An 18,978-nucleotide genomic window follows, 5' to 3' on the forward strand; every position below is an offset into this window, starting at 1 on the left:
GTCAATAACCGGGCCGGCAGCACATCACCAAATTGCCCTGAACCGCGCTTAGTTCGCGTACAGCCCCTCGATGTCCTGGGCGAAGTCCCGCATGACGACCTCGCGCCGCAGCTTCATCGACGGCGTCAGATGTCCCGCCGCCTCCGTGAAGTCCACCGGCAGGATGCCGAAGCGGCGGATGGACTCGGGGCGGGAGACCAGCTTGTTCGCGTCGTCGACCGCGCGCTGCAGGACCGCCCTCAACTCGTCGTCGTTGACGAGGAGTTCGGCCGGGACCGGGTGTTTGCCGTTCATCTGGCGCCAGTGGGTGATGCCCTCCAGGTCGAGGGTGATGAGGGCGGCGACGTAGGGGCGGCGGTCGCCGACGACCATGCACTGGGCGATCAGGGGGTGGGAGCGCAGCCAGTTCTCCAGCGGGGCCGGGGCCACGTTCTTGCCGCCCGCGGTGATCAGGATCTCCTTCTTGCGGCCGGTGATGGTGAGGTAGCCCTCGTCGTCCAGGCTGCCGATGTCGCCGGTGGCGAGCCAGCCGTCGGGGGACGCGGGGATCACCCCGTCGCCGTGCGGGTCCCAGTAGCCGCGGAAGACCTGGCCGCCGGAGAGCAGGATCTCGCCGTCCGACGCGATCCGCACCTTGGTGCCCGGCATCGGCCAACCCACCGTCCCCAGCCGAGGTTTGAGGGGCGGCGTGCAGGTCGCCGCCGCCGTCGTCTCGGTCAGGCCGTAGCCCTCGAAGATCTCGATGCCCGCGCCGGCGTAGAACGCGGCGAGGCGGCGGCCCAGCGGGGAGCCGCCGCAGATGACGTAACGGAGCCTGCCGCCGAGGGCGTTGCGGATCTTGCGGTAGACCAGCGGGTCGTAGAAGGCGCGGGCCGTCCTCAGCGGGCGGCTCGGGCCCGAGCCCTTTCCGGACTGGCGGGCCTCCAGGGCCTCGCCGTAGCGGCGGGCCGCGTTCGTCGCGCGGTCGAAGACCTTGCCCCGGCCGCCCTTCTCCGCCTTCGCGCGGGCGTTGTTGAAGACCTTCTCCAGCATGTACGGGATGGCCAGCAGGAAGGTCGGCTGGAAGCTCGCCAAGTCTGCAAGCAGGTCTTCGGACTTGAGGCTCGCGGCGTGGCCGAGGCGGACCCGGGCGCGGATGCAGGCGACGGCGACCATGCGGCCGAAGACGTGGGAGTAGGGGAGGAAGAGGAGCGTGGAGGGCTCTTCGTTCGGCTTGTTCTTGAAGACGGGGTAGAGGAGTTCGATCGCGTTGTCGACCTCCGCGAGGAAGTTGCCGTGCGTGATCGCGCAGCCCTTGGGGCGGCCCGTGGTGCCCGAGGTGTAGATGACGGTGGCGAGCGTGTCGGGCAGCAACACCCCACGCCGTACGGAGACTTCCTGGTCCGGGACGGTCCGGCCCAGCTCGGCCAGCCGGTCCAGGTGGCCCTTCTCGAAGACCCACATGTGGCGCAGGTCCGGGAGCCGGGGTGTCTCCGGGCCGAGGGCCGCGGCCTGGGCGACCGTCTCGGCGGCCATCGCCACCGCTCCCGAGTCCTGGAGGATCCAGCGGACCTGGAAGAGGGAGGAGGTCGGGTACACCGGGACGGTGACCAGACCGGCCGCCCACGCGGCGAAGTCGAGGAGCGTCCACTCGTACGACGTCCGTGCCATGACCGCGATCCGGTCGCCCGGCGCGAGGCCCTCCGCGATCAGTCCTTTGGCGACGGCCTGCACCTGCTCGGCGAACTCCACCGCCGTCACGTCGTGCCAGTTGCCGTCCTGGTCCTGCCTGCTGAGGACGAGGTGCTCGGGGGCCGCCGTCGCGTTCTCGAACGGCAGGTCGGCGAGCGAGCCGTGGGTGGCCGGCGGCACCAGCGCCGGTACGGACACCTCCCGCACCACGCCGTCCAGCCGCCGGATCTCGGGCTCGACGAGCACGGGCGCGCCGTCGTAGTCGTAGCCGGACGGATAGACGAGGGACATGGCAGCTCCTGTGGCGTGCAGCTTGTACCGCTCTGCTGCATTAGGTACGCATGGTGCGTACCGAGGCGTTCATCCCGGCCCGCGGCCGGGGTGTTACCTCGGGTTAGGTCGAAGATCGTACGGGGCCCTCGTGGGGACTTCGTGCGGGTTCGGGGGTGGTACGGGGCCGGGCCTGTGCAACCTCGGCGGGTTCGCAGCACTTTGTCAGCCATACGTCAGCCGTGCGCCGCCTCTGCGTCACCCATGCACCCGCCATGGCGCGTCCAGCTCGTCCCGCTTGGCCTTACCTGCGGTAACCTTACTGCGAAGTAAGCCGAAAAGAGCCGCCCAGGACGCCACCCGGGAGTGGGACATGGCCGACCCCTATCCGACCCTCACCGACACCCCCGCGCTCGCCCCGCTCCTCCTCCGCGGCGCCCTGCTCTCCCCCTTCAAACGGCCCCGCGCCGACGCCGAGTTCCCCCGCACCCGGCTCGTCCTGCCCGGCGTCCGTGTCGACCTGGCGAAGCTGGCCGCCTACGAACGGGTCTGCGGCTTCGCCACCGGCGAAGACGCCCTCCCCATCACCTATCCACACGTCCTCGGCTTCCCCCTCGCCATGCGCCTGATGAGCTGCCGGGCCTTCCCGCTCCCCCTCCTCGGCCTGGTCCACACCTCGGTGGAGATCACCCGCCACACCGCGGTACCGGCCACCGGGACCTACGAACTCACCGTGTACATCGACGAGTTGGCCCCGCACCGACGCGGCACCGAAGCCACGGTCACCACGGAGATGCGGGCCGCGGGCCAGGTCGTATGGGAGTCGCGGAGCACCTACCTCGCCCGGCACCACCGCGCCGACACACGCGCGCCCGAAGTCCCGGAAGCGCGGGACCCGTTGCCCGTCGTCGCCGAGTGGCGGCTCGCCGAGGACGTCGGCCGCCGCTACGGCGCCGCGTCCGGCGACCGCAACCCCATCCACCTGTACCCGCTCACCGCCCGCCTCTTCGGCTTCCCCCGCGCCATCGCGCACGGCATGTGGACGGCGGCCCGCTGCCTCGCCGCCCACGGCACCCCCGAATCGGCAAGCGTGCGGGCCCACTTCAGGGCACCGGTACTGCTGCCGGGCACCGTGGAGTACGCGGCACGGGACGGCCGCTTCGAACTGCGGGACGGAACCGGGCGGGTCCACGTGGAGGGACTTGTGCACCCGGCCGTTGGCTGAGCACACGTGAACAGTGGGCGAACAAGCAATGGCCGCCCCCTTTCACCGAATCACGAAGTCCCAGGTGGGCAGGGGCAGTCGGCACATTCCGCACAGGAGACACCCAGCCCGCCCAAGGTGCTTTCAAGGGATCACTCATACGACACTCAGACACTCTTCTTACCCTCGGCTCACTTCACCGGACCCGCCAGGAAGGGCCCCTGAGCCATGCCCCCCAGACGCATCGCCGTACTCGCCGACTCGGACACCCGCTGGAAGTGGGGAGCGTCCGTGGCGCGGCAGATCGCTCCCGAGCACGCCCTCGACGCGTACTTCCTGCGCGGCCGGTCCACCCCCACCGAGCGGCAGCTCATCGAGATCGGGATCGAGCCCGACACCCGGCGTGAACTCCCCGCCGCGGAACTGGTCGACGACGAGGACCTGGCGAACGCCGACATCGTCGTCATGGCCCTCGTGGGCGGCACGGTCCTCGCCCTCACCCACAGCCTCGGCCTGGCCTGGGCGGGCCGCGAGCACCGGCCGATCACCGTCACCGGATACGTCGGCGTCGTCTACGAGAAGATGGTCGACGGACTGCTGACCCGCGCCGGCAGCGACATCGTCCTCGCCAACTCCGCCTACGACGCACGCCGGTTCGGCGCCGCGTTCGCGAGCGTCGGCGTCGACCCGGACTCGGTGGTGGAGTGCGCGCTGCCGTTCCTCGGCGGCGAGCCCTACCAGCCGTCCACCGACCGGCCGTTCACCCTCACCTTCGCCGTCCAGCCGTCCGTCCCCAAGAGCAAGCAGGACCGGCTACGGCTCCTGGAGCGGGCCGCCGCACACGCCCGGCGCCACCCCGACCGCCTGGTGCTGATGAAACTGCGCAGCCTCCCCGGCGAACACACCACCCACGTCGAGGCCGACCCGTACCAGCTCCTCATCGAGAACCTGGCCGAACCCGCCCCCGCCAACCTCCAGTTGGTCTACGGCAACATGGGCGAGGTCCTCGACCGCACCGACCTGCTGGTGACCGTCAGCTCCACCGCCGCGCTGGAGTCGATGCAACGGGGCATCCCCACCGCGATCCTCACCGACTTCGGCGTCCGCGAGGCACACGGCAACCACTACTTCATCCACTCCGGCTGCCTGGCCTCCTGGGACGAACTCGACGCCGGCGCCCGGCCGTTGCCCGACCCCGCCTGGGCGGACGCGCAGGGCATCGGCAAGAGCGACCCGTACGCCGCCGCCCGCACCCGCGTCGCCGCGCTGCGCGCCGCGGGGCCGCTCCCGACGCTGCGCCCCTACTACTCGCCGCAGCGCGCCGGCATCTATCTCGACGGCCTGCTGACCCGCAACGGCTTCGACGAGAAGGGCCGCCCGCTGGCCGACCCACTGGGCGCAGGTGACTCCGGCCGCGTGAAGAAGGCCGTACGACGAGTCGCCCGGCGCGGCGCCAAGGCGGTGTACCGGGTGGGGTACCAGCGGGTCGCGCCCACCCTGCGCAAGTGGGGGGCCGTGTGAGCGGGGCGGTACCGGGTTTCTAACGGTGGTCCTCGTTGTCGGCCGGCGGCGACCAGGGCCGTCCCTCCATGAGCTGGCCGAGGCCCGCCCACGCGAAGTTCATCAGGGTCGCCGCCGCCTGCCTGGCGGTGACGCCCGGGGTGGCGTTGGCCCAGGCGGCCAGGGACTCGGCGGCCCCGACCAACGCCTCGGCGAGACCGGCCACCTCACGCTCGGCGAGGTCGGGGTCGCGATGCGCCTCGCGGGCGGCGACCACGATCAACTGGGTGACGAACGCGACGAGTTCCGCGCGCATCGCGGCCACCTCGGCCGCGAAGGGCTCGCCGTGGGTGCGGGCCTGGAGGTGCAGGACGGACCAGCCGTCCGGGTGCCGCGCGGTGTGGGAGAAGAACGCCCGCAGGCCGTCCCAGAGTTGGCGGTCGGCGGGCGAGGCGGTGTCCACCCCGGCCCGCACCGCCTCGGTGAGCGCCTGCCCCTCGCGCCGGATGCACGCGGTGAACAGGTCTTCCTTGGAGTTCAGGTAGAGATACACCAACGGCTTGGACACGCCCGCGAGTTCGGCGATCTCGTCCATCGACGCGGCCATGTAGCCGCGCTGCCCGAAGGTCTGCACGGCGGCGTCGAGCATCTGCTGCTCACGGACCGCCCGCGGCATCCGCTTGGTCTTCACGGCACCCATGGGGCAAGGGTAGTTGGGCCCGGGCGTCCAGCCGCTGACAGGACCTCTAGGAGGCGTTGCCCTGCGGCTGGGCGGCGTCCACCGTCTCGTCCTCCTGGCTGCGGTTGGCGTCCAGGTTGGCCTTCATCCGGTCGACCCGCTCGACGATCTGCACCGAGGCCCGGTCCCGCACCCCGCGCAGCACCACGAAGCTGATCGGCGCCGAGATCACCAGCGCAAGCAGCACGATCCACATGCCGTTGGACTCGCCGAAGCCGCGCGGGAAGACGCCGAGGTAGACGAGGCCCCAGACGACTCCGAGGCAGCCCGCGAAGACTCCGAGGCGCCACAGTGTGTAGCGGAACATCTCAATCCACTCTTCCGTAACGAACAGACTTATCCGAACAGTGCCATCCAGTGAAGCACGCGCCGCCCCCGATCTTCCGGCGGGGTGCGTGGCTCACAGCAGGGGCAGCAACATGAAGATGTCGTCCCGGTCGTCCCCCGGGGCGACGCGGATCGCGCCGGGCACCCGCCCGACCTCCTTGTAGCCGCAGGAGCCGTAGAACCGCTCCAGGCCGTGGCCGCCCCGGCAGGTGAGGCGGATCGCCTCGATGCCGTCGATGCCGCGGGCGGCCTCCTCGGCGGCGGCCAGCAGATCCCGCCCATAACCCCTGCCCTGGTGGCGGGGGTGGACCATCACCGTGTACAGCCACAGCCAGTGCAGCATCAGGCGGTGCGTGTTGAACGCGAGGAACACGGTCGCGGCGACCGTGCCCGTCTCGTCCCGGCCGACCAGGAGCCGGGTCCGGCCCTCCGCCATGGAGACGAAGTGCTTGATCAGCTCTGGCCGTATCTCGTCCACCGTGACCGGTGCGACGAAGCCGACCGAGCCGCCCGCGTTGGAGACGTCCGCCCAGAGGGTGAGGATCTCCTCGCGCAGGGCAGGGGTTATCGCGGGGTCCAGTTCAAAAGTGAGCGCCATCGTGCCGTGCTCACACCCGCATCGGCTGCGGTGACTCGCGCCGCGCCGGGTCCGGGCCGTCGTACTCGCGGATGATCTCGTACCGCGTGTTCCGCTCGACCGGCTGGAAACCGGCGTCGCGGATCAGGTCGAGGAGGTCGTCGCGGGTGAGCTTGTTCGGGGTGCCGTAGTTGTCGGCGTCGTGCGTGATCTTGTACTCGACGACCGAGCCGTCCATGTCGTCCGCGCCGTGCTGGAGGGCGAGTTGGGCGGTCTGGACGCCGTGCATGACCCAGAAGACCTTGACGTGCGGGACGTTGTCGAAGAGCAGCCGGGAGACCGCGAAGGTCTTGAGGGCCTCCGCGCCGGTGGCCATCTGCGTCCGCGCCTGAAGCCGGTTCCGGACCTTCCCGTCCTTCATGTCCACGAAGTCGTGCTGGTAGCGCAGCGGGATGAAGACCTGGAAACCGCCGGTCTCGTCCTGCAGCTCACGCAGCCGCAGCACGTGGTCCACCCGGTGCTTCGGCTCCTCGATATGGCCGTAGAGCATGGTGCACGGGGTCTTGAGGCCCTTCTCGTGCGCCAGCCGGTGGATCCGCGACCAGTCCTCCCAGTGCGTGCGGTGGTCCACGATGTGCTGGCGGACCTCCCAGTCGAAGATCTCCGCGCCACCGCCGGTGAGGGATTCGAGCCCGGCCTCGATCAGCTCGTCGAGGATCTCGCTCGCACTCAGCCCGGAGATGGTCTCGAAGTGGTGGATCTCGGTGGCCGTGAAGGCCTTGAGGGAGACCTCCGGGAGGGCCTTCTTCAGCTCGCTCAGCGACCGGGGGTAGTAGCGCCAGGGGAGGTTCGGGTGCAGGCCGTTGACGATGTGCAGCTCGGTGAGGTTCTCGCCCTGCATCGCCTTCGCGAGCCGGACGGCCTCCTCGATGCGCATCGTGTACGCGTCCTTCTCGCCCGGCTTGCGCTGGAACGAGCAGTAGGCGCAGGACGCGGTGCACACGTTGGTCATGTTGAGGTGGCGGTTGACGTTGAAGTGGACGACATCGCCGTTCTTCCGCGTCCGCACCTCGTGCGCCAGCCCGCCCAGCCAGGCCAGGTCGTCCGACTCGTACAGCGCGATGCCGTCCTCGCGGGACAGCCGCTCACCGGAGCGGACCTTCTGCTCCAGCTCGCGCTTGAGCCCGACATCCATGCCGTTACCTCTTCCTAAGACAGCTTGCTAAACGGTACGCCTACGCCTCTTCGGGCAGCTCTCCGACCCGGTTCTCCCACTTCGTGGAGAGCACGATGGTGGTACGGGTCCGGGAGACGCCCTTGGTCCCGCTGAGCCGCCGGATGGTCTTCTCCAGGCCGTCCACGTCCGGTGCCCGCACCTTCAGCATGAACGAGTCCTCGCCCGCGATGAACCAGCAGTCCTCGATCTCACTGAGGTCCTTCATACGGCGCGCCACGTCCTCGTGGTCGGCGGCGTCGGAGAGCGAGATGCCGATCAGGGCGATGACGCCGAGGCCGAGGGAGGCCGAGTCGACGGTCGCGCGGTAGCCGGTGATGACACCGGCCGCCTCCAGCCGGTTGATGCGGTCGGTGACGCTGGGTCCCGACAGGCCGACGAGGCGCCCCAGCTCCGCGTAGGAGGCCCGGCCGTTCTCTCTCAGGGCCTGGATGAGCTGCCTGTCCACCGCGTCCATGCGATCGATTGCCTTCCGGTGATGACGATTGATGACGATGAATAAGTGGGTGCCGTACGTCAGTCGGTGGTGCGGAAGCCGGCGCCGAGGTCGCCCTTCCAGCGCCGGTACAGATCGTGTCCGACGCCCGCCGAGTCCAGGACCCGCCCGGCGACGAAGTCCACCAGGTCCTGGATGTGGGTCGCTCCGGCGTAGAAGCCGGGCGAGGCGGGCACCACGGCCGCCCCCAGGTCGTCCAGGGTCACGAGGTGCCGCAGCGTCTGCCCGTTCAACGGCGTCTCGCGTACGGCGACCACCAGCTTGCGCCCCTCCTTGAGGGTCACGCTCGCCGCGCGCTGCAACAGGTCCTTGCTCAGCCCGAGGGCGACCCCGGCGACACAGGCGGTGGACGCGGGCACGACGATCATCCCCTTCGCGGGGTACGACCCCGAGGACGGCCCCGCCGCGAGGTCACCCGCGCTCCAGTGCCGTACGCCCTCGATGCCGACGTCGAAGGTGCTGGGCTTGCCGTCGGCTCCGCGGGCCAGCCATTCCCGCAGGTCGTCCTGCCAGTGCGCGTCCCTGAAGGCGATCCCCGTCTCGTCGAGGAGGGTGAGCCGGGACGCGCGGGACACGACGAGATCGACACTCTCGCCGGCGTCGAGGAGCGCGCGCAGCACGGCAGCCGCGTATGGGGTGCCGGAAGCGCCGGACACCCCTACGATCCAAGGCGTACGCGGCGTCTCTCCTGGCTTGACTGGGTTCACGACACCGAGCCTAGCTGGCGTCGCGGGGCGGGAACCGGCCAAGGGGGCCGGGGCGTTCTTCGGTGGGGACGAGTGAGCGGTGGGGGGTGCCATGTCCGGTACGGAGTGGGAGTGGTCGCGGGGCGACCGTGCGAAGGCCGCGGCCAAGCTGATGGTGGGCTGGGTCGCGCTGTTGTGGCTGCTCGAAGTGGTGGACGTGGTCAGCGGCCACGCCCTCGACAGCCTCGGGATCATCCCGCGCGAGCCGTCCGAGCTGATCGACATCGTCCCGGCCGCGTTCATCCACTTCGGCTTCGCCCACGTGGCCGCGAACAGCGTGCCGCTGCTGGTGTTCGGCTTCCTGGCGGCGCTGGGCGGCATCCGTCGTTTCGTGCTGATGTGCGCGCTGATCATCGTCGCGGACGGCCTGGGCGTGTGGCTGATAGCCCCGGCCCACACGAACACGGCGGGCGCGTCGGGCCTGATCTTCGGCCTCTTCGGCTTCCTGCTGGTCGGCGGTTTCGTCGAGCGCCGCCCACTCGGCATCGTGGTCAGCCTGCTCCTCGGCGCGGTGTGGGGCACCTCGATCCTGTTCGGCCTGGCGCCGACCCAGTCGGGCGTCAGCTGGCAGGCGCACCTGATCGGGCTGGCGGCGGGGGTGGGGGCGGCGTTCGTGTTCCGGCGACGGGTCGTCGGTCGTGGGGTGCTTCAGGCCTGACGGCGGGCTTTCGGGTCCACCGGGAGGTGAGCGGTGGGGATCGTCAGCTTGCCCAGCGGGGAGTCGACGGTCAGGTCGGGGCCATAGGGCGCGGTGTCACGGCCTCGGTAGCCGTCGAGGCCTGGGTTCCACATCGTGACCGCGTGGCCCTGCAAGGGGTCGAGGATCACGTAATTGGCGATGCCTCGGGAGGCGTACCAGCGGGGCTTGATCTCGTAGTCACGACGGATACTTTCCGGCGACACCACCTCCGCCACGAACTCGATCAGATCAGCCGGATAGGAGCTGCGGTTCTCGGCCTCGGCCTCGGCCGGGATGACCGCGATGTCCGGGCAGAACTCGTTGGCCTCGTCGAAGGGGAACGCCACATCGCTCACCAGCGCCCACTCCGGCGGAAGCTGTCCCTCAAGGCTCGCTGACACCCTCAGGATCGTCTTCCCGTGGAACGGCCTGACCGGGTTCATCACGATGCTGCCCTCGACAATCTCCGTCAGGTAGCCGGGGAACATGTCCTCCAGCTTGCTGAGCTGCGAGTGCAGGCGGTCAAGGTCCGAGACGGTCACGGTGGCCTCCCTGGGGTCCTGCCCTCGATAGTAGGCCGCACGCTACTCACACGGTCAGACCCCGAACCAGAAGATCGAGAAGCGCACACACGAACAGGGCGATCCCGATGAACCCGTTGACGCTGAAGAACGCCCTGTTCAACCGCGAAAGATCATGCGGCCGGACGATCGAGTGCTCGTACACGAACGCGCCCGCGACGATCAGCAGCCCGAACCAGAAGAAGGCACCGGCGCCGGTCGCCGCGCCGTACCAGGCGAGGAGGGCCGTGGTGATGGCGTGGCACACCCGCGCGCCCCAGATCGACGCCGGGATACCGAAGCGCGCCGGTACCGACATCACACCGATCTCGCGGTCGGTCTCGATGTCCTGGCAGGCGTAGATCAGGTCGAAGCCGCCGATCCAGATGCCGACGGCGAGTCCGAGGATCACCGCGTCCCAGGACCACTCGCCGGTGATCGCGAGCCAGCCGCCGACCGGGCCCATCGCCTGGGCGAGACCGAGGATGGCCTGCGGGAAGTTCGTGAACCGCTTGCCATAGGGATAGACCACCATCGGGATCACCGCGATGGGGGCCAGTGCCAGGCAGAGCGGGTTCAGGAGGGCCGCCGAGCCGAGGAAGACGACCAGGGCGACTAGCGCGCCCGTCCACGCGTGCTTCACCGACATCGCGCCGGTGACCAGTTCGCGGTGCGCGGTGCGCGGGTTACGGGCGTCGATCTCGCGGTCGATGATCCGGTTGACCGCCATCGCGAACGTCCGCAGGCCCACCATGCAGATGGTGACCAGCAGCAGCCGCCCCCAGTGGATGTTCCCGTCCAGCTCGAACATCGCGGTCAGCGCCGCGATGTAGGCGAAGGGCAGGGCGAAGACGGAGTGCTCGATCATCACGAGACGTAGGAACGCCTTGGTGCGCCCCGGCTGCGGGATCGCGGCTGATGCGCTGCTCACGAAAGTCCGTACTCCTTCCACCGGCGGTCGACCTTCGCCGCCGTCTCCGGGTCGGACAGGACCATCTCGGGCCAGCCGCCGTCCCGCGTGTAGCCCTCCTCGGGCCACTTCCTCGTCGCGTCGATCCCCGCCTTGCCGCCCCAGAACTGCTGGTAGGAGGCATGGTCGAGATGATCGACGGGTCCTTCCACGACCGAGAGGTCCCGGGCGTAGTCCGTGTTGCCGAGGGCCCGCCACGCGACCTCGTGCAGATCGTGGACGTCACAATCAGCGTCGACGATCACGATCAGCTTGGTCAGGGACATCATGTGCGCACCCCAGACCGCGTGCATCACCTTCTGGGCGTGCTTCGGGTACTTCTTGTCGATCGAGACGATCGCGCAGTTGTGGAATCCGCCCGCTTCGGGCAGGTGGTAGTCCACGATGTCCGGCACGATGACCTTCAGGAGCGGCAGGAAGAACCGCTCGGTCGCCCGTCCCAGCGGTCCGTCCTCCGTCGGAGGCCGCCCTACGACGATCGACTGAAGCAACGGCCGCTTCCGCATCGTCACGCAGTCGATGGTCAGCGCGGGAAACGGCTCCTGCGGCGTGTAGAACCCGGTGTGGTCCCCGAACGGCCCCTCCGGCAGCATCTCGCCGGGCTCCAGCCACCCCTCGATGACGACCTCGGCCTGCGCCGGCACCTGCAACGGCACGGTCTTGCAGTCGACCATCTCGATCCGCTTGCCCGCGATGAACCCGGCGAAGAGGTACTCGTCGATGTCACCGGGAAGGGGCGCGGTGGAGGCGTACGTCACGGCGGGCGGACACCCGAAGGCGATGGCGACCGGCAGCCGCTCGCCCTTCCTGGCCGCGACCTGGTAGTGGTTCCGGCTGTCCTTGTGGATCTGCCAGTGCATGCCGATGGTGCGCTTGTCGTGCCGCTGGAGCCGGTAGAGCCCGAGATTGCGGACCCCGCTCTCCGGGTCCTTGGTGTGCGTGAGCCCGAGGTTGAAGAAGGACCCGCCGTCCTGCGGCCAGGTGAAGAGGGCCGGCAGCAGGTCGAGGTCGACATCGTCCCCTTCGAGGACGACCTCCTGCACCGGCGCGTCCTTGACCTTCTTCGGCGGTACGTGGGTCATCGCGCCGAGCTTCCCGAAGGCGTCCCGCACCCCCACGAACCCCTGCGGCAGTTCGGGCCGCAGCAGCCCGCCGATCTTCTCGGAGATCTCGCCGTACGACTTCAGCCCCAGGGCCTTCAGCAGCCGCCGGTCGGTCCCGAAGACGTTCATGGCGAGGGGCATCGAGGACCCCTTCACCTTCTCGAAGAGAAGCGCGGGGCCGCCGGCCTTCTGCACCCGGTCGACGATCTCCCCGACCTCCAGATACGGGTCCACCTCGGCCTTGATGCGCTTGAGGTCTCCCTCGCGCTCCAGTGCCCTGAGCAGGGAGCGAAGATCGTCGTAAGCCATGTGTCCAAGTATCTGCCACCCGCTAACCTGACCCCGTCACCGGGGCCGTCCCACCACTCAGGAGAATCTCGCCGCCATGCTCAGGTATCTGCCCTTCCTGCTGGTCCTGGCCCTGTGGATCTACGCCTTCGTGGACTGCCTGAACACGCCCGAGGAGGACGTACGCGGCATGCCGAAGGTGGTGTGGGTGATCGTCATCCTGCTCTTCGGCGAGGTGGTGGTCGGTCCGGCCGCGTGGCTGATCGCGGGCAAGGTCCGGCATCCCGCGGGCGAGGCGGCCGAGGCACCGGGCCGGTGGATCGCGCCGGACGACAACCCCGAGTTCCTGAAGTCCCTGAACAAGGACGACCTCAAGGACGACCCCAAGACCGAGTAGAAGAGACGCGATACGTGCAGGTTGTACGTCGGTGAGCGGCCCGGTACGGACAATGCGCCTCTGGGCCCGCACCGGCAGGAACCGGACACTTACCTCGCATGACGACTGCTCCCGCCGAATCGACCGGCACCCTCGCCCCCGAATACGGTGACAAGGTCATCGCCGTAGAGACGGCCGGTGCCGAGCCCATCCCCGATGCCGAACGCCACGGCAGCCCGCTCCAGCTCCTCTGGACCTGGGCCTCCCCGAACATCGAGTTCGCGACCGTCTACATCGGCGTGATCTCGGTCCTCTTCTTCGGCCTGAGCTTCTGGCAGGCGACCGGGGCGATCGTCCTGGGCACGGGCCTCGGCGCGATCACCCAGGGCTTCCTCTCCCTGGACGGCCCGCGCTTCGGCGTCCCGCAGATGGTGATCGGCCGCTTCTCCTTCGGCTTCCGCGGCAACATCCTCCCGTCGGCGGCCAACGGCCTTGTGGCGGGCGTCGGTTGGTTCGCGGTGAACAGCGTGAGCGCGGCGTTCGCACTGAACACGCTGACGGGCCTACGTCCCCTCCCGTCGCTGTTGCTCGTAGTCGTAGCCGAAATCCTCATCGGCTTCATCGGCCACAACTTCGTGCACACCTTCGAGAAGTACGCGTTCCCGGCGCTCGCGGTGATCTTCCTGCTGGCCGGCGTCTGGACCTTCAAGGACGCACACCTCGGCGGGGGCGGCACAGGCGGCGGACTGGGCGGCTTCCTCCTCGCGCTCAGCGCGGCCTGGGGTTACGCGGCGGGCTGGAACCCGTACGCCACGGACTACGCGCGCTATCTCCCGCGCACGGCGAACAAGTTCAAGACGATCCTCTACCCGGCGCTGGGCCTGTTCGTGTCGGTGACGTTCGTGGCCGTGATGGGCGCGGCCTCGGCAACGCTCCTCGCCCCCAAGGACGCCACGCCCACGGCGGCCTTCACGGGCCATCTCCCGTCCTGGCTCGGCAACTTGGTCCTACTAGCGATCATCCTCGGCGCGATCTCGGCGAACGCCCTGAACGTCTACTCCGGCGCGATCTCCCTCACGGCGCTCGGCCTGAAGCTCCCCGCGTGGCTGAACCGCAGCGTCCTGGTCGTGGTGTCCGGGGTCGCCGGTACGGCGGCGGCGTGGGCGTCACTGTCCGACGCGGGCTCGGCGTACGAGGCGTTCCTGCTGGTGATCGCGTACTGGGTGGCGCCGTGGCTGGGCGTGGTCCTGGTGGAGCGCTGGTACCAGTCCCGCACACCCACCGAGGAACTGGCCCCCCGCCTGACCGACCCCACCTTCACCAACTGGCCCGGCCTGGCAGCCCTGTTGATCGGCATCGGAGTCTCGGTCCCGCTCTTCTCCAACCAGGAGGACTACGTCGGCTACGTCCCGAAGCACTGGCCGTCCTTCGGCGACAGCACGCCGATCGTGGGGTTCGTGCTGAGCGCGGTGCTGTACGTGGTGCTGCGCAAGGTACTGGGCCCGAAGACCGGGGTTCAGCCTCAACCGACCAGCGCCGACGCCTGAACCCCCGCTCATCCACGCCGACTTCGCGCATCCGGAAGGTGCCGTCCCAGCGTTTCATAAGGGTTCAGGACCGGAAGTCCGCCCGCAGCACAAGGCCCAGCAGCCCGGGAAAACGACCCTCGAACTCTTCCCTTCGCAGCCGGTTGACCCGCTTGGGCCCTTCGTCGCGCTGCTCCACGATCCCGGCGCCCCGCAGCACGGCGAAGTGATGACTCAGCGCGGCCTTGCCGACGGGCACGTCGAAGCTCCCGCAGCTGCGCGACCAGTCGTCGGACCCCGCCAACTCCCTTACGAGGGTGAGGCGTACGGGATCGGCGAGCGCGGCGAGGGCGAGCTGCACGGGGACGTCGTCGGGGTGGGTGTGTTCGGGGGCGGCCCGATGACTTCCGGTGGTGCCGGTCCGCTGCGCCATGCCCGCCTCCTGCTCTCCCTTGCCGACTGTTCGATGAAAACCATACACTCGCGGGTGTTCGCTTTTCATTGAACAGTCGAGCGGGGAGTCCGGCATGCGCGCGGTCGAGGTCCAGGAGTACGGCGGTCCCGAGGTCCTGAAGGTCGTGGAGACGGAGGTCCCGCGCCCCGGCCCCGGTCAGGTGAGCGTGGACGTGACGTACACCGGGGTGAACTTCGCCGACCTCAAGGCGCGGGCCGAGGGGTACCGGGTGCCAAGTCTCCCCTTCGTACCGGGACTTGAGGTCTCGGGCCGGGTACGGGAGGTCGGCGCCGGCGTCGAAGGTCTCACCGTTGGCCAGGAGGTGGCGGCCCTGACGGCGGGCGGCGCGTACGCGGAGGTGGCCGTCACCGACGCGACGACCGTCTTCCCCCTCCCTGAGGGCGTGGACCTCCGCACGGCGGCCACGCTCCCCACGGTCCTCCCGACCGCGTACGCCCTCGTCCACACGGTGGGCCGACTGCAACCCGGCGAGACAGTGCTCGTACAGGGTGCGGCGGGCGGAATCGGCACGGTGGTGGGGCAGTTGGCGCGGGCGGCGGGGGCCGGGGCGGTGTACGGGGTCGTATCGGGCGCGGCGAAGGCGGAGTTCGCGCGGGGGTACGGCTACGACGAGGTGTTCGTGGGCGAGTTCGAGGCACCGGTGCGGGCGGCGACGGCGGGGCGCGGAGTCGACTTGGCCCTGGACCCGGTGGGCGGCGAGACCCTCCGGCGCAGCCTCGCCTCCCTCGCGACCTACGGCCGCCTGGTCTCCTTCGGCAACGCGAGCTCGGCGACACCGTGGCAGGTGGGCCAACCCGAGCTGTACCCCGGCGCCCTCTCCGTCTCCGGCTTCTCGATCCTGACCCTGGCCCAGAACGACCCGGCAGCCCTACGAACCCTGACCGAGCGGGCGTTCGCGACGGTGGTCGACGGCACGGTGTCTTTGCCGGTGACTGGGGAGTTCGGGTTGGAGGAGGCGGCGGAGGCGCATCGGGTGATGGGGGCGCGGACGAGTACGGGGAAGTTGCTGCTCAGGGTGGCGGACTGAGGGTTGTGCACTGCGGGCCGGTGGGGGCTGGTCGCGCCCGCGCGGCGGAGCCGCAAATGTTTCAGCCCCGCGCCCCTAAAGGGGCGCGTTGTCGCGGACGGTCGACACGAAAGCCGACCAGGTTGAGCGGGCGAAGACCAACACCGGACCGTCCGGAACCTTGCTGTCGCGGACGGGGGTGACGGCGGGCACGTCGAGCGCGATTTCCAGGCAGTTGCCGCCATTGTTGTCGCTGTAGCTGCTCTTGGCCCAGGTCACCGGAGCGCCTCCGTGAACGCCGACCACGCCGAACGGGTAAGCATCAGCACCGGCCCCTCGGGCGCCTTGCTGTCACGCACCGGCACCACGACGGGGAAAGCAGGGGCGATTTCGACGCAGTCGCCGCCGTTGTCTCCGCTGTAACTGCTCTTGACCCAGGTCGCCGCGCGCAGTTCATGCCTGTCCATAGCGTTCAGCATAGGCATGAACTACTGCTTGGGTAGGGGGAGTTCGGTCAGCGAACAGCAGCCGTGAACGCCGACCAAGCGGAACGGGTGATCATCAGCACCGGGCCCTCGGAGACCTTGCTGTCACGCACCGGCACCACGGCGGGGAAAACGGGGGCGATTTCGACGCAGTTGCCGCCGTTGCTGTCGCTGTAGCTGCTCTTGATCCAGGTCGCCGCGCCGAGTCCGTGCCTGTCCATGGTGCTCGTAACCCTCCATCACGTCGCTGATCAGAGCGGCGGATTCGCGGGCTGACGGGATGTCCGCCCTGAGCACATCATAGGCCTGACTGTGGCCCGCGAAGACGGCTGGATCGTCGTTGAAATGCCCCCGGTCCAGCGACTCCGAGTACACCCATTCATGCCCGTCGGGCAGCTTGATCAACGACATCGAACCGCTGGGGCGAAGTAGCCCGAAGAGAACCGCAGGAGCCACCTGGATACGGATGTTGGGGCGCCGTCCGACAGCCAGCAGGTGTGCGCACTGGTCCCGCATGACCTGCGGACTGCCCACGGCGTTACGCAGGCAACTCTCGTCCAGGACAGCGACGTACAGAGGGCCCTCTTCAGCGAAGAAGCGCGGCTGGCGACTGAGCCTCGCCCGGACGCGCTCGTCCACCTCGTCACCGCTCGCGATCCGGGAGAACAAGGCATGCGCATAGCCCGGCGTCTGCAACAGGCCCGGAATCACGCGCTCTTGATACTCCCTCAGCGCCACCGCCTGCGCATCCATCTCAGCACGCTTCTCGAACCAATCGGGGTGCTGCACCTCGGGGTACCAGTCGATGTGCCGCCACATCCGCAGCAACACCCCACCCGTACCCAGGAGTTCATCGCACTTCTTGACGAACGACTCCTGCGGGACCCGCGTCCCCGCCTCCACCTTCGCCACGTGCGAACGGTCGCAGGGGATCTGCCTCCCCAACGCCTCCTGGGTGAGCAGCGCGGCCTCGCGGTAGTGGCGTAACAGGTCGCCGAACAGCACCGCGTTACTGACTCCGCCCGTGGCCTCCGCATTTCGCTGGGTCACAGAACTCGCCCCCCTCTCCGTGGCAATGGCCCAATGGCACGCGTCAAGCATTGATGCGCACTGTTCCCTTGGGCGACTCTCAATACACCCAGAGTGATGAAGTGGCCCCGGAGTGAACATGGTTGAGCCGATCGCGAAGCGAATCGAACAAGGAACGCTCGTTTACGACGCCCGTACGAACAAGGTGGGTGAGTACCGGGGCAAGGCAGGCCCCTACGCGATGCTGCGCCCCGTCGGCGGCGGCCGGGAGTGGGAGGCCGACCCGGGGGCCGTACGCCCGGCGACGCCGGAGGAACGGCTGACTGCGAGCGTGAAGGCGGCCAACTCACGTTCGGGGGAAGGCAATTCGGTGCCCTACGACATCGGTACGCCACCCTCGCCCGTCCCTGACTGCCCGTCCTGCGCGGACCTCGCCGCACTCCGGTACGACGCCCAGGCCCGCAACGACGGCACCGCCGAGACCGACGCGAACGTCCTGCTGCGCCGGCACCAGCACCGCGACCACGAGATCCGACACCGGCGGGTCTTCCGGTTCGTGCCGTACGTGATCGTGCAGGACCCGGGCGCGGAACCGGAGTACGAGGCCCGTTGCGTCTCCGGCGACGAGGACGACTGTGATGCCGCGTCCGGACCGTGTGACGACCCGGCGTCCGTCGAGGAGTGGCAGCGCAGGCACACCCAGGAGACCCGGCACACCCGTTACCGCCGTAGCTTCGCCGACTACGCGGTGCTGGAAGCGCAGGTTCAGGGGTGAGTGCAGTGGGCGCCTGCCGGTAGGTGAGCGTTGGGCCACTCGCTTCTTGGCCAGTGTCGAGCTTCCGCGGTCCGCGTCAAGGGCGCTTCGCGTCGCCTGCGGCGATGGCCCTACGGTCCACCCTTGACCCGGCCCGCTCCAGCCCGTTCGAGAAGCGAGCGAGCGGCCCGGAGGAATGGGGGGCCGAGGTACGCCAGCCCCTTACCTGTACTGCCTTGCTGGCCGGGGTGGCGGGGGCGCGTCCGCGTCTCGCCAGCACGCCGGGCCGGCTCAGCGGCCAACGGCCGGTTGGGGGGGTGGGGTGGGTGTCGTAAAAGTGTGACACTTCATGGGAAAGTGACACACTTTTTTGGACCCCCTCACCTGGCCTGCGGGTCTGCGAGGAGAACGACTCGATCAGCCTCGACGTCGAAGCCGAGCACCGGATGGCCGTACTCACCCTCCGGGTCCATGAGTACCGGTTTGCCCAAGCGCCACCCGATCTCCCGAAGGAAGCCGCAGAGCACATCAAGTCGGTCCTGGCCCTGCAACTCCCGCAGGTCGACGTCGAAGTCGACCTCGTCGTCGGCGAGGAAACGGAAGATCGCCAACACATCGGCGGTCGGCCAGACCCGCAGTTCCGGGCACTCGGCATCCGCCGCACGAGACAGCACGGCCTCCGCCCGGGGTACCGGAAGCACCCTCTCTCCCTCGGAGTACTGGCACTTCCAGCCCTTCTCCGCGACAAGGTCGAGGACCGCCTGCCAGTCCTCCACCGAGGCATTCGGGACACGCACGTCCGGCAACGACCCCATCAAGTCCAAGTCGAAGAAGCACTTCACGTCATCCCACAACAGGTCGCTCACCCCGCCATGCTGCCCGGACCGCCGACATAGCGGCACCCCCAACTTCCGGGAGCCCACCCACTCGCGGTTGGCCGCTGAGCCGGCCCGGCGTGCAGGC

Annotated in this window: 23 protein-coding genes; 7 read left to right on the forward strand and 16 right to left on the reverse strand. The window is 69.1% G+C overall.

What is annotated here, in order from left to right; genetic code table 11:
- Positions 1 to 48 precede the first annotated feature (48 nt).
- Positions 49 to 1,962 carry an AMP-dependent synthetase/ligase gene (locus tag AB0I69_RS34305; RefSeq protein WP_363099622.1) on the reverse strand — a complete coding sequence of 638 codons (1,914 nt, stop codon included), beginning with the start codon at positions 1,960 to 1,962 and terminating at the stop codon, positions 49 to 51.
- Between the two features lie 352 nt (positions 1,963 to 2,314).
- On the opposite strand from AB0I69_RS34305, the gene AB0I69_RS34310 reads away from it, so the two are divergent.
- Complete coding sequence (locus tag AB0I69_RS34310; RefSeq protein ID WP_363099623.1) at positions 2,315 to 3,166, forward strand: MaoC/PaaZ C-terminal domain-containing protein; 852 nt, start codon at positions 2,315 to 2,317, stop codon at positions 3,164 to 3,166.
- Positions 3,167 to 3,373: 207 nt separating this feature from the next.
- Entirely contained in the window at positions 3,374 to 4,666 is a 1,293-nt protein-coding gene (locus AB0I69_RS34315; RefSeq protein WP_363099624.1) for a DUF6716 putative glycosyltransferase, read from the forward strand.
- A gap of 19 nt (positions 4,667 to 4,685) precedes the next feature.
- On the opposite strand, the gene AB0I69_RS34320 is transcribed toward AB0I69_RS34315, so the two are convergent.
- The 6 genes from AB0I69_RS34320 to AB0I69_RS34345 form a co-directional block, all read right to left on the reverse strand.
- Positions 4,686 to 5,345: a TetR/AcrR family transcriptional regulator gene (locus tag AB0I69_RS34320; RefSeq protein ID WP_363099625.1), complete on the reverse strand. Its 660-nt coding sequence runs from the start codon at positions 5,343 to 5,345 to the stop codon at positions 4,686 to 4,688.
- A 46-nt stretch (positions 5,346 to 5,391) separates the two neighbouring features.
- The gene (locus AB0I69_RS34325) at positions 5,392 to 5,691 is read right to left on the reverse strand and encodes a DUF4229 domain-containing protein (protein WP_363099626.1); all 300 of its coding nucleotides are present in this window, start codon (positions 5,689 to 5,691) and stop codon (positions 5,392 to 5,394) included.
- 93 nt (positions 5,692 to 5,784) lie between these two features.
- Complete coding sequence (locus AB0I69_RS34330) at positions 5,785 to 6,309, reverse strand: GNAT family N-acetyltransferase (protein WP_363099627.1); 525 nt, start codon at positions 6,307 to 6,309, stop codon at positions 5,785 to 5,787.
- 10 nt (positions 6,310 to 6,319) lie between these two features.
- A complete protein-coding gene (gene mqnE / locus AB0I69_RS34335) occupies positions 6,320 to 7,483 on the reverse strand; it encodes an aminofutalosine synthase MqnE (protein WP_363099628.1) in 1,164 nt (387 codons plus the stop codon).
- A 40-nt stretch (positions 7,484 to 7,523) separates the two neighbouring features.
- Positions 7,524 to 7,979, reverse strand: a complete 456-nt coding sequence (locus AB0I69_RS34340) for an Lrp/AsnC family transcriptional regulator (protein ID WP_329255615.1) — start codon at positions 7,977 to 7,979, stop codon at positions 7,524 to 7,526.
- A 59-nt stretch (positions 7,980 to 8,038) separates the two neighbouring features.
- Positions 8,039 to 8,725, reverse strand: coding sequence for a UbiX family flavin prenyltransferase (locus AB0I69_RS34345; protein WP_363099629.1), 687 nt, complete (start codon positions 8,723 to 8,725; stop codon positions 8,039 to 8,041).
- A 91-nt stretch (positions 8,726 to 8,816) separates the two neighbouring features.
- Between AB0I69_RS34345 and AB0I69_RS34350 the strand changes: the two genes are divergently transcribed.
- Entirely contained in the window at positions 8,817 to 9,422 is a 606-nt protein-coding gene (locus AB0I69_RS34350) for a rhomboid family intramembrane serine protease (RefSeq protein WP_363099630.1), read from the forward strand.
- Here AB0I69_RS34350 and AB0I69_RS34355 read toward each other — a convergent pair.
- Genes AB0I69_RS34355 through AB0I69_RS34365 form a run of 3 tightly spaced genes read right to left on the reverse strand, consistent with a single transcriptional unit; the run spans position 9,413 to position 12,385 of the window.
- A complete protein-coding gene (locus tag AB0I69_RS34355) occupies positions 9,413 to 9,985 on the reverse strand; it encodes a Uma2 family endonuclease (protein ID WP_363099631.1) in 573 nt (190 codons plus the stop codon). The genes AB0I69_RS34350 and AB0I69_RS34355 overlap by 10 nt on opposite strands.
- Before the next feature lie 46 nt (positions 9,986 to 10,031).
- Entirely contained in the window at positions 10,032 to 10,934 is a 903-nt protein-coding gene (mqnP, locus tag AB0I69_RS34360; RefSeq protein WP_363099632.1) for a menaquinone biosynthesis prenyltransferase MqnP, read from the reverse strand.
- The gene (locus tag AB0I69_RS34365) at positions 10,931 to 12,385 is read right to left on the reverse strand and encodes a menaquinone biosynthesis decarboxylase (RefSeq protein ID WP_363099633.1); all 1,455 of its coding nucleotides are present in this window, start codon (positions 12,383 to 12,385) and stop codon (positions 10,931 to 10,933) included. Before AB0I69_RS34365 ends, mqnP begins: the two co-directional genes overlap by 4 nt.
- Positions 12,386 to 12,461: 76 nt before the next feature.
- Between AB0I69_RS34365 and AB0I69_RS34370 the strand changes: the two genes are divergently transcribed.
- Positions 12,462 to 12,761 carry a PLD nuclease N-terminal domain-containing protein gene (locus tag AB0I69_RS34370; protein WP_363099634.1) on the forward strand — a complete coding sequence of 100 codons (300 nt, stop codon included), beginning with the start codon at positions 12,462 to 12,464 and terminating at the stop codon, positions 12,759 to 12,761.
- Between the two features lie 98 nt (positions 12,762 to 12,859).
- Positions 12,860 to 14,287, forward strand: coding sequence for a cytosine permease (locus AB0I69_RS34375; RefSeq protein WP_363099635.1), 1,428 nt, complete (start codon positions 12,860 to 12,862; stop codon positions 14,285 to 14,287).
- A 64-nt stretch (positions 14,288 to 14,351) separates the two neighbouring features.
- Here AB0I69_RS34375 and AB0I69_RS34380 read toward each other — a convergent pair whose 3' ends face one another.
- Positions 14,352 to 14,699: a transcriptional regulator gene (locus tag AB0I69_RS34380; protein ID WP_363099636.1), complete on the reverse strand. Its 348-nt coding sequence runs from the start codon at positions 14,697 to 14,699 to the stop codon at positions 14,352 to 14,354.
- Positions 14,700 to 14,793: 94 nt separating this feature from the next.
- On the opposite strand from AB0I69_RS34380, the gene AB0I69_RS34385 reads away from it, so the two are divergent.
- Positions 14,794 to 15,768, forward strand: a complete 975-nt coding sequence (locus AB0I69_RS34385) for a zinc-binding dehydrogenase (RefSeq protein WP_363099637.1) — start codon at positions 14,794 to 14,796, stop codon at positions 15,766 to 15,768.
- 75 nt (positions 15,769 to 15,843) lie between these two features.
- On the opposite strand, the gene AB0I69_RS34390 is transcribed toward AB0I69_RS34385, so the two are convergent.
- From AB0I69_RS34390 to AB0I69_RS34405, 4 genes are read right to left on the reverse strand one after another with little or no spacing between them, the layout of a single operon-like run.
- Positions 15,844 to 16,026 carry a DUF397 domain-containing protein gene (locus AB0I69_RS34390; protein WP_363099638.1) on the reverse strand — a complete coding sequence of 61 codons (183 nt, stop codon included), beginning with the start codon at positions 16,024 to 16,026 and terminating at the stop codon, positions 15,844 to 15,846.
- The gene (locus AB0I69_RS34395) at positions 16,023 to 16,214 is read right to left on the reverse strand and encodes a DUF397 domain-containing protein (protein ID WP_363099639.1); all 192 of its coding nucleotides are present in this window, start codon (positions 16,212 to 16,214) and stop codon (positions 16,023 to 16,025) included. The genes AB0I69_RS34390 and AB0I69_RS34395 overlap by 4 nt, the downstream gene beginning before the upstream one ends.
- 47 nt (positions 16,215 to 16,261) lie before the next feature.
- On the reverse strand, positions 16,262 to 16,375 hold the full coding sequence (locus tag AB0I69_RS34400) for a DUF397 domain-containing protein (RefSeq protein ID WP_363099723.1): 114 nt from the start codon (positions 16,373 to 16,375) through the stop codon (positions 16,262 to 16,264).
- Positions 16,338 to 17,282, reverse strand: coding sequence for a helix-turn-helix transcriptional regulator (locus AB0I69_RS34405; protein WP_363099640.1), 945 nt, complete (start codon positions 17,280 to 17,282; stop codon positions 16,338 to 16,340). The genes AB0I69_RS34400 and AB0I69_RS34405 overlap by 38 nt, the downstream gene beginning before the upstream one ends.
- A 118-nt stretch (positions 17,283 to 17,400) precedes the next feature.
- Here AB0I69_RS34405 and AB0I69_RS34410 point away from each other — a divergent pair, with 118 nt between their 5' ends.
- Positions 17,401 to 18,036 (forward strand): hypothetical protein, encoded by a 636-nt coding sequence (locus tag AB0I69_RS34410; RefSeq protein ID WP_363099641.1) that lies wholly within the window; start codon positions 17,401 to 17,403, stop codon positions 18,034 to 18,036.
- A gap of 359 nt (positions 18,037 to 18,395) precedes the next feature.
- On the opposite strand, the gene AB0I69_RS34415 is transcribed toward AB0I69_RS34410, so the two are convergent.
- A complete protein-coding gene (locus AB0I69_RS34415; protein ID WP_363099642.1) occupies positions 18,396 to 18,881 on the reverse strand; it encodes a hypothetical protein in 486 nt (161 codons plus the stop codon).
- Positions 18,882 to 18,978 lie beyond the last annotated feature (97 nt).

The sequence above is a fragment of the Streptomyces sp. NPDC050508 genome (assembly GCF_040655155.1).
Taxonomy (GTDB): Bacteria; Actinomycetota; Actinomycetes; order Streptomycetales; family Streptomycetaceae; genus Streptomyces.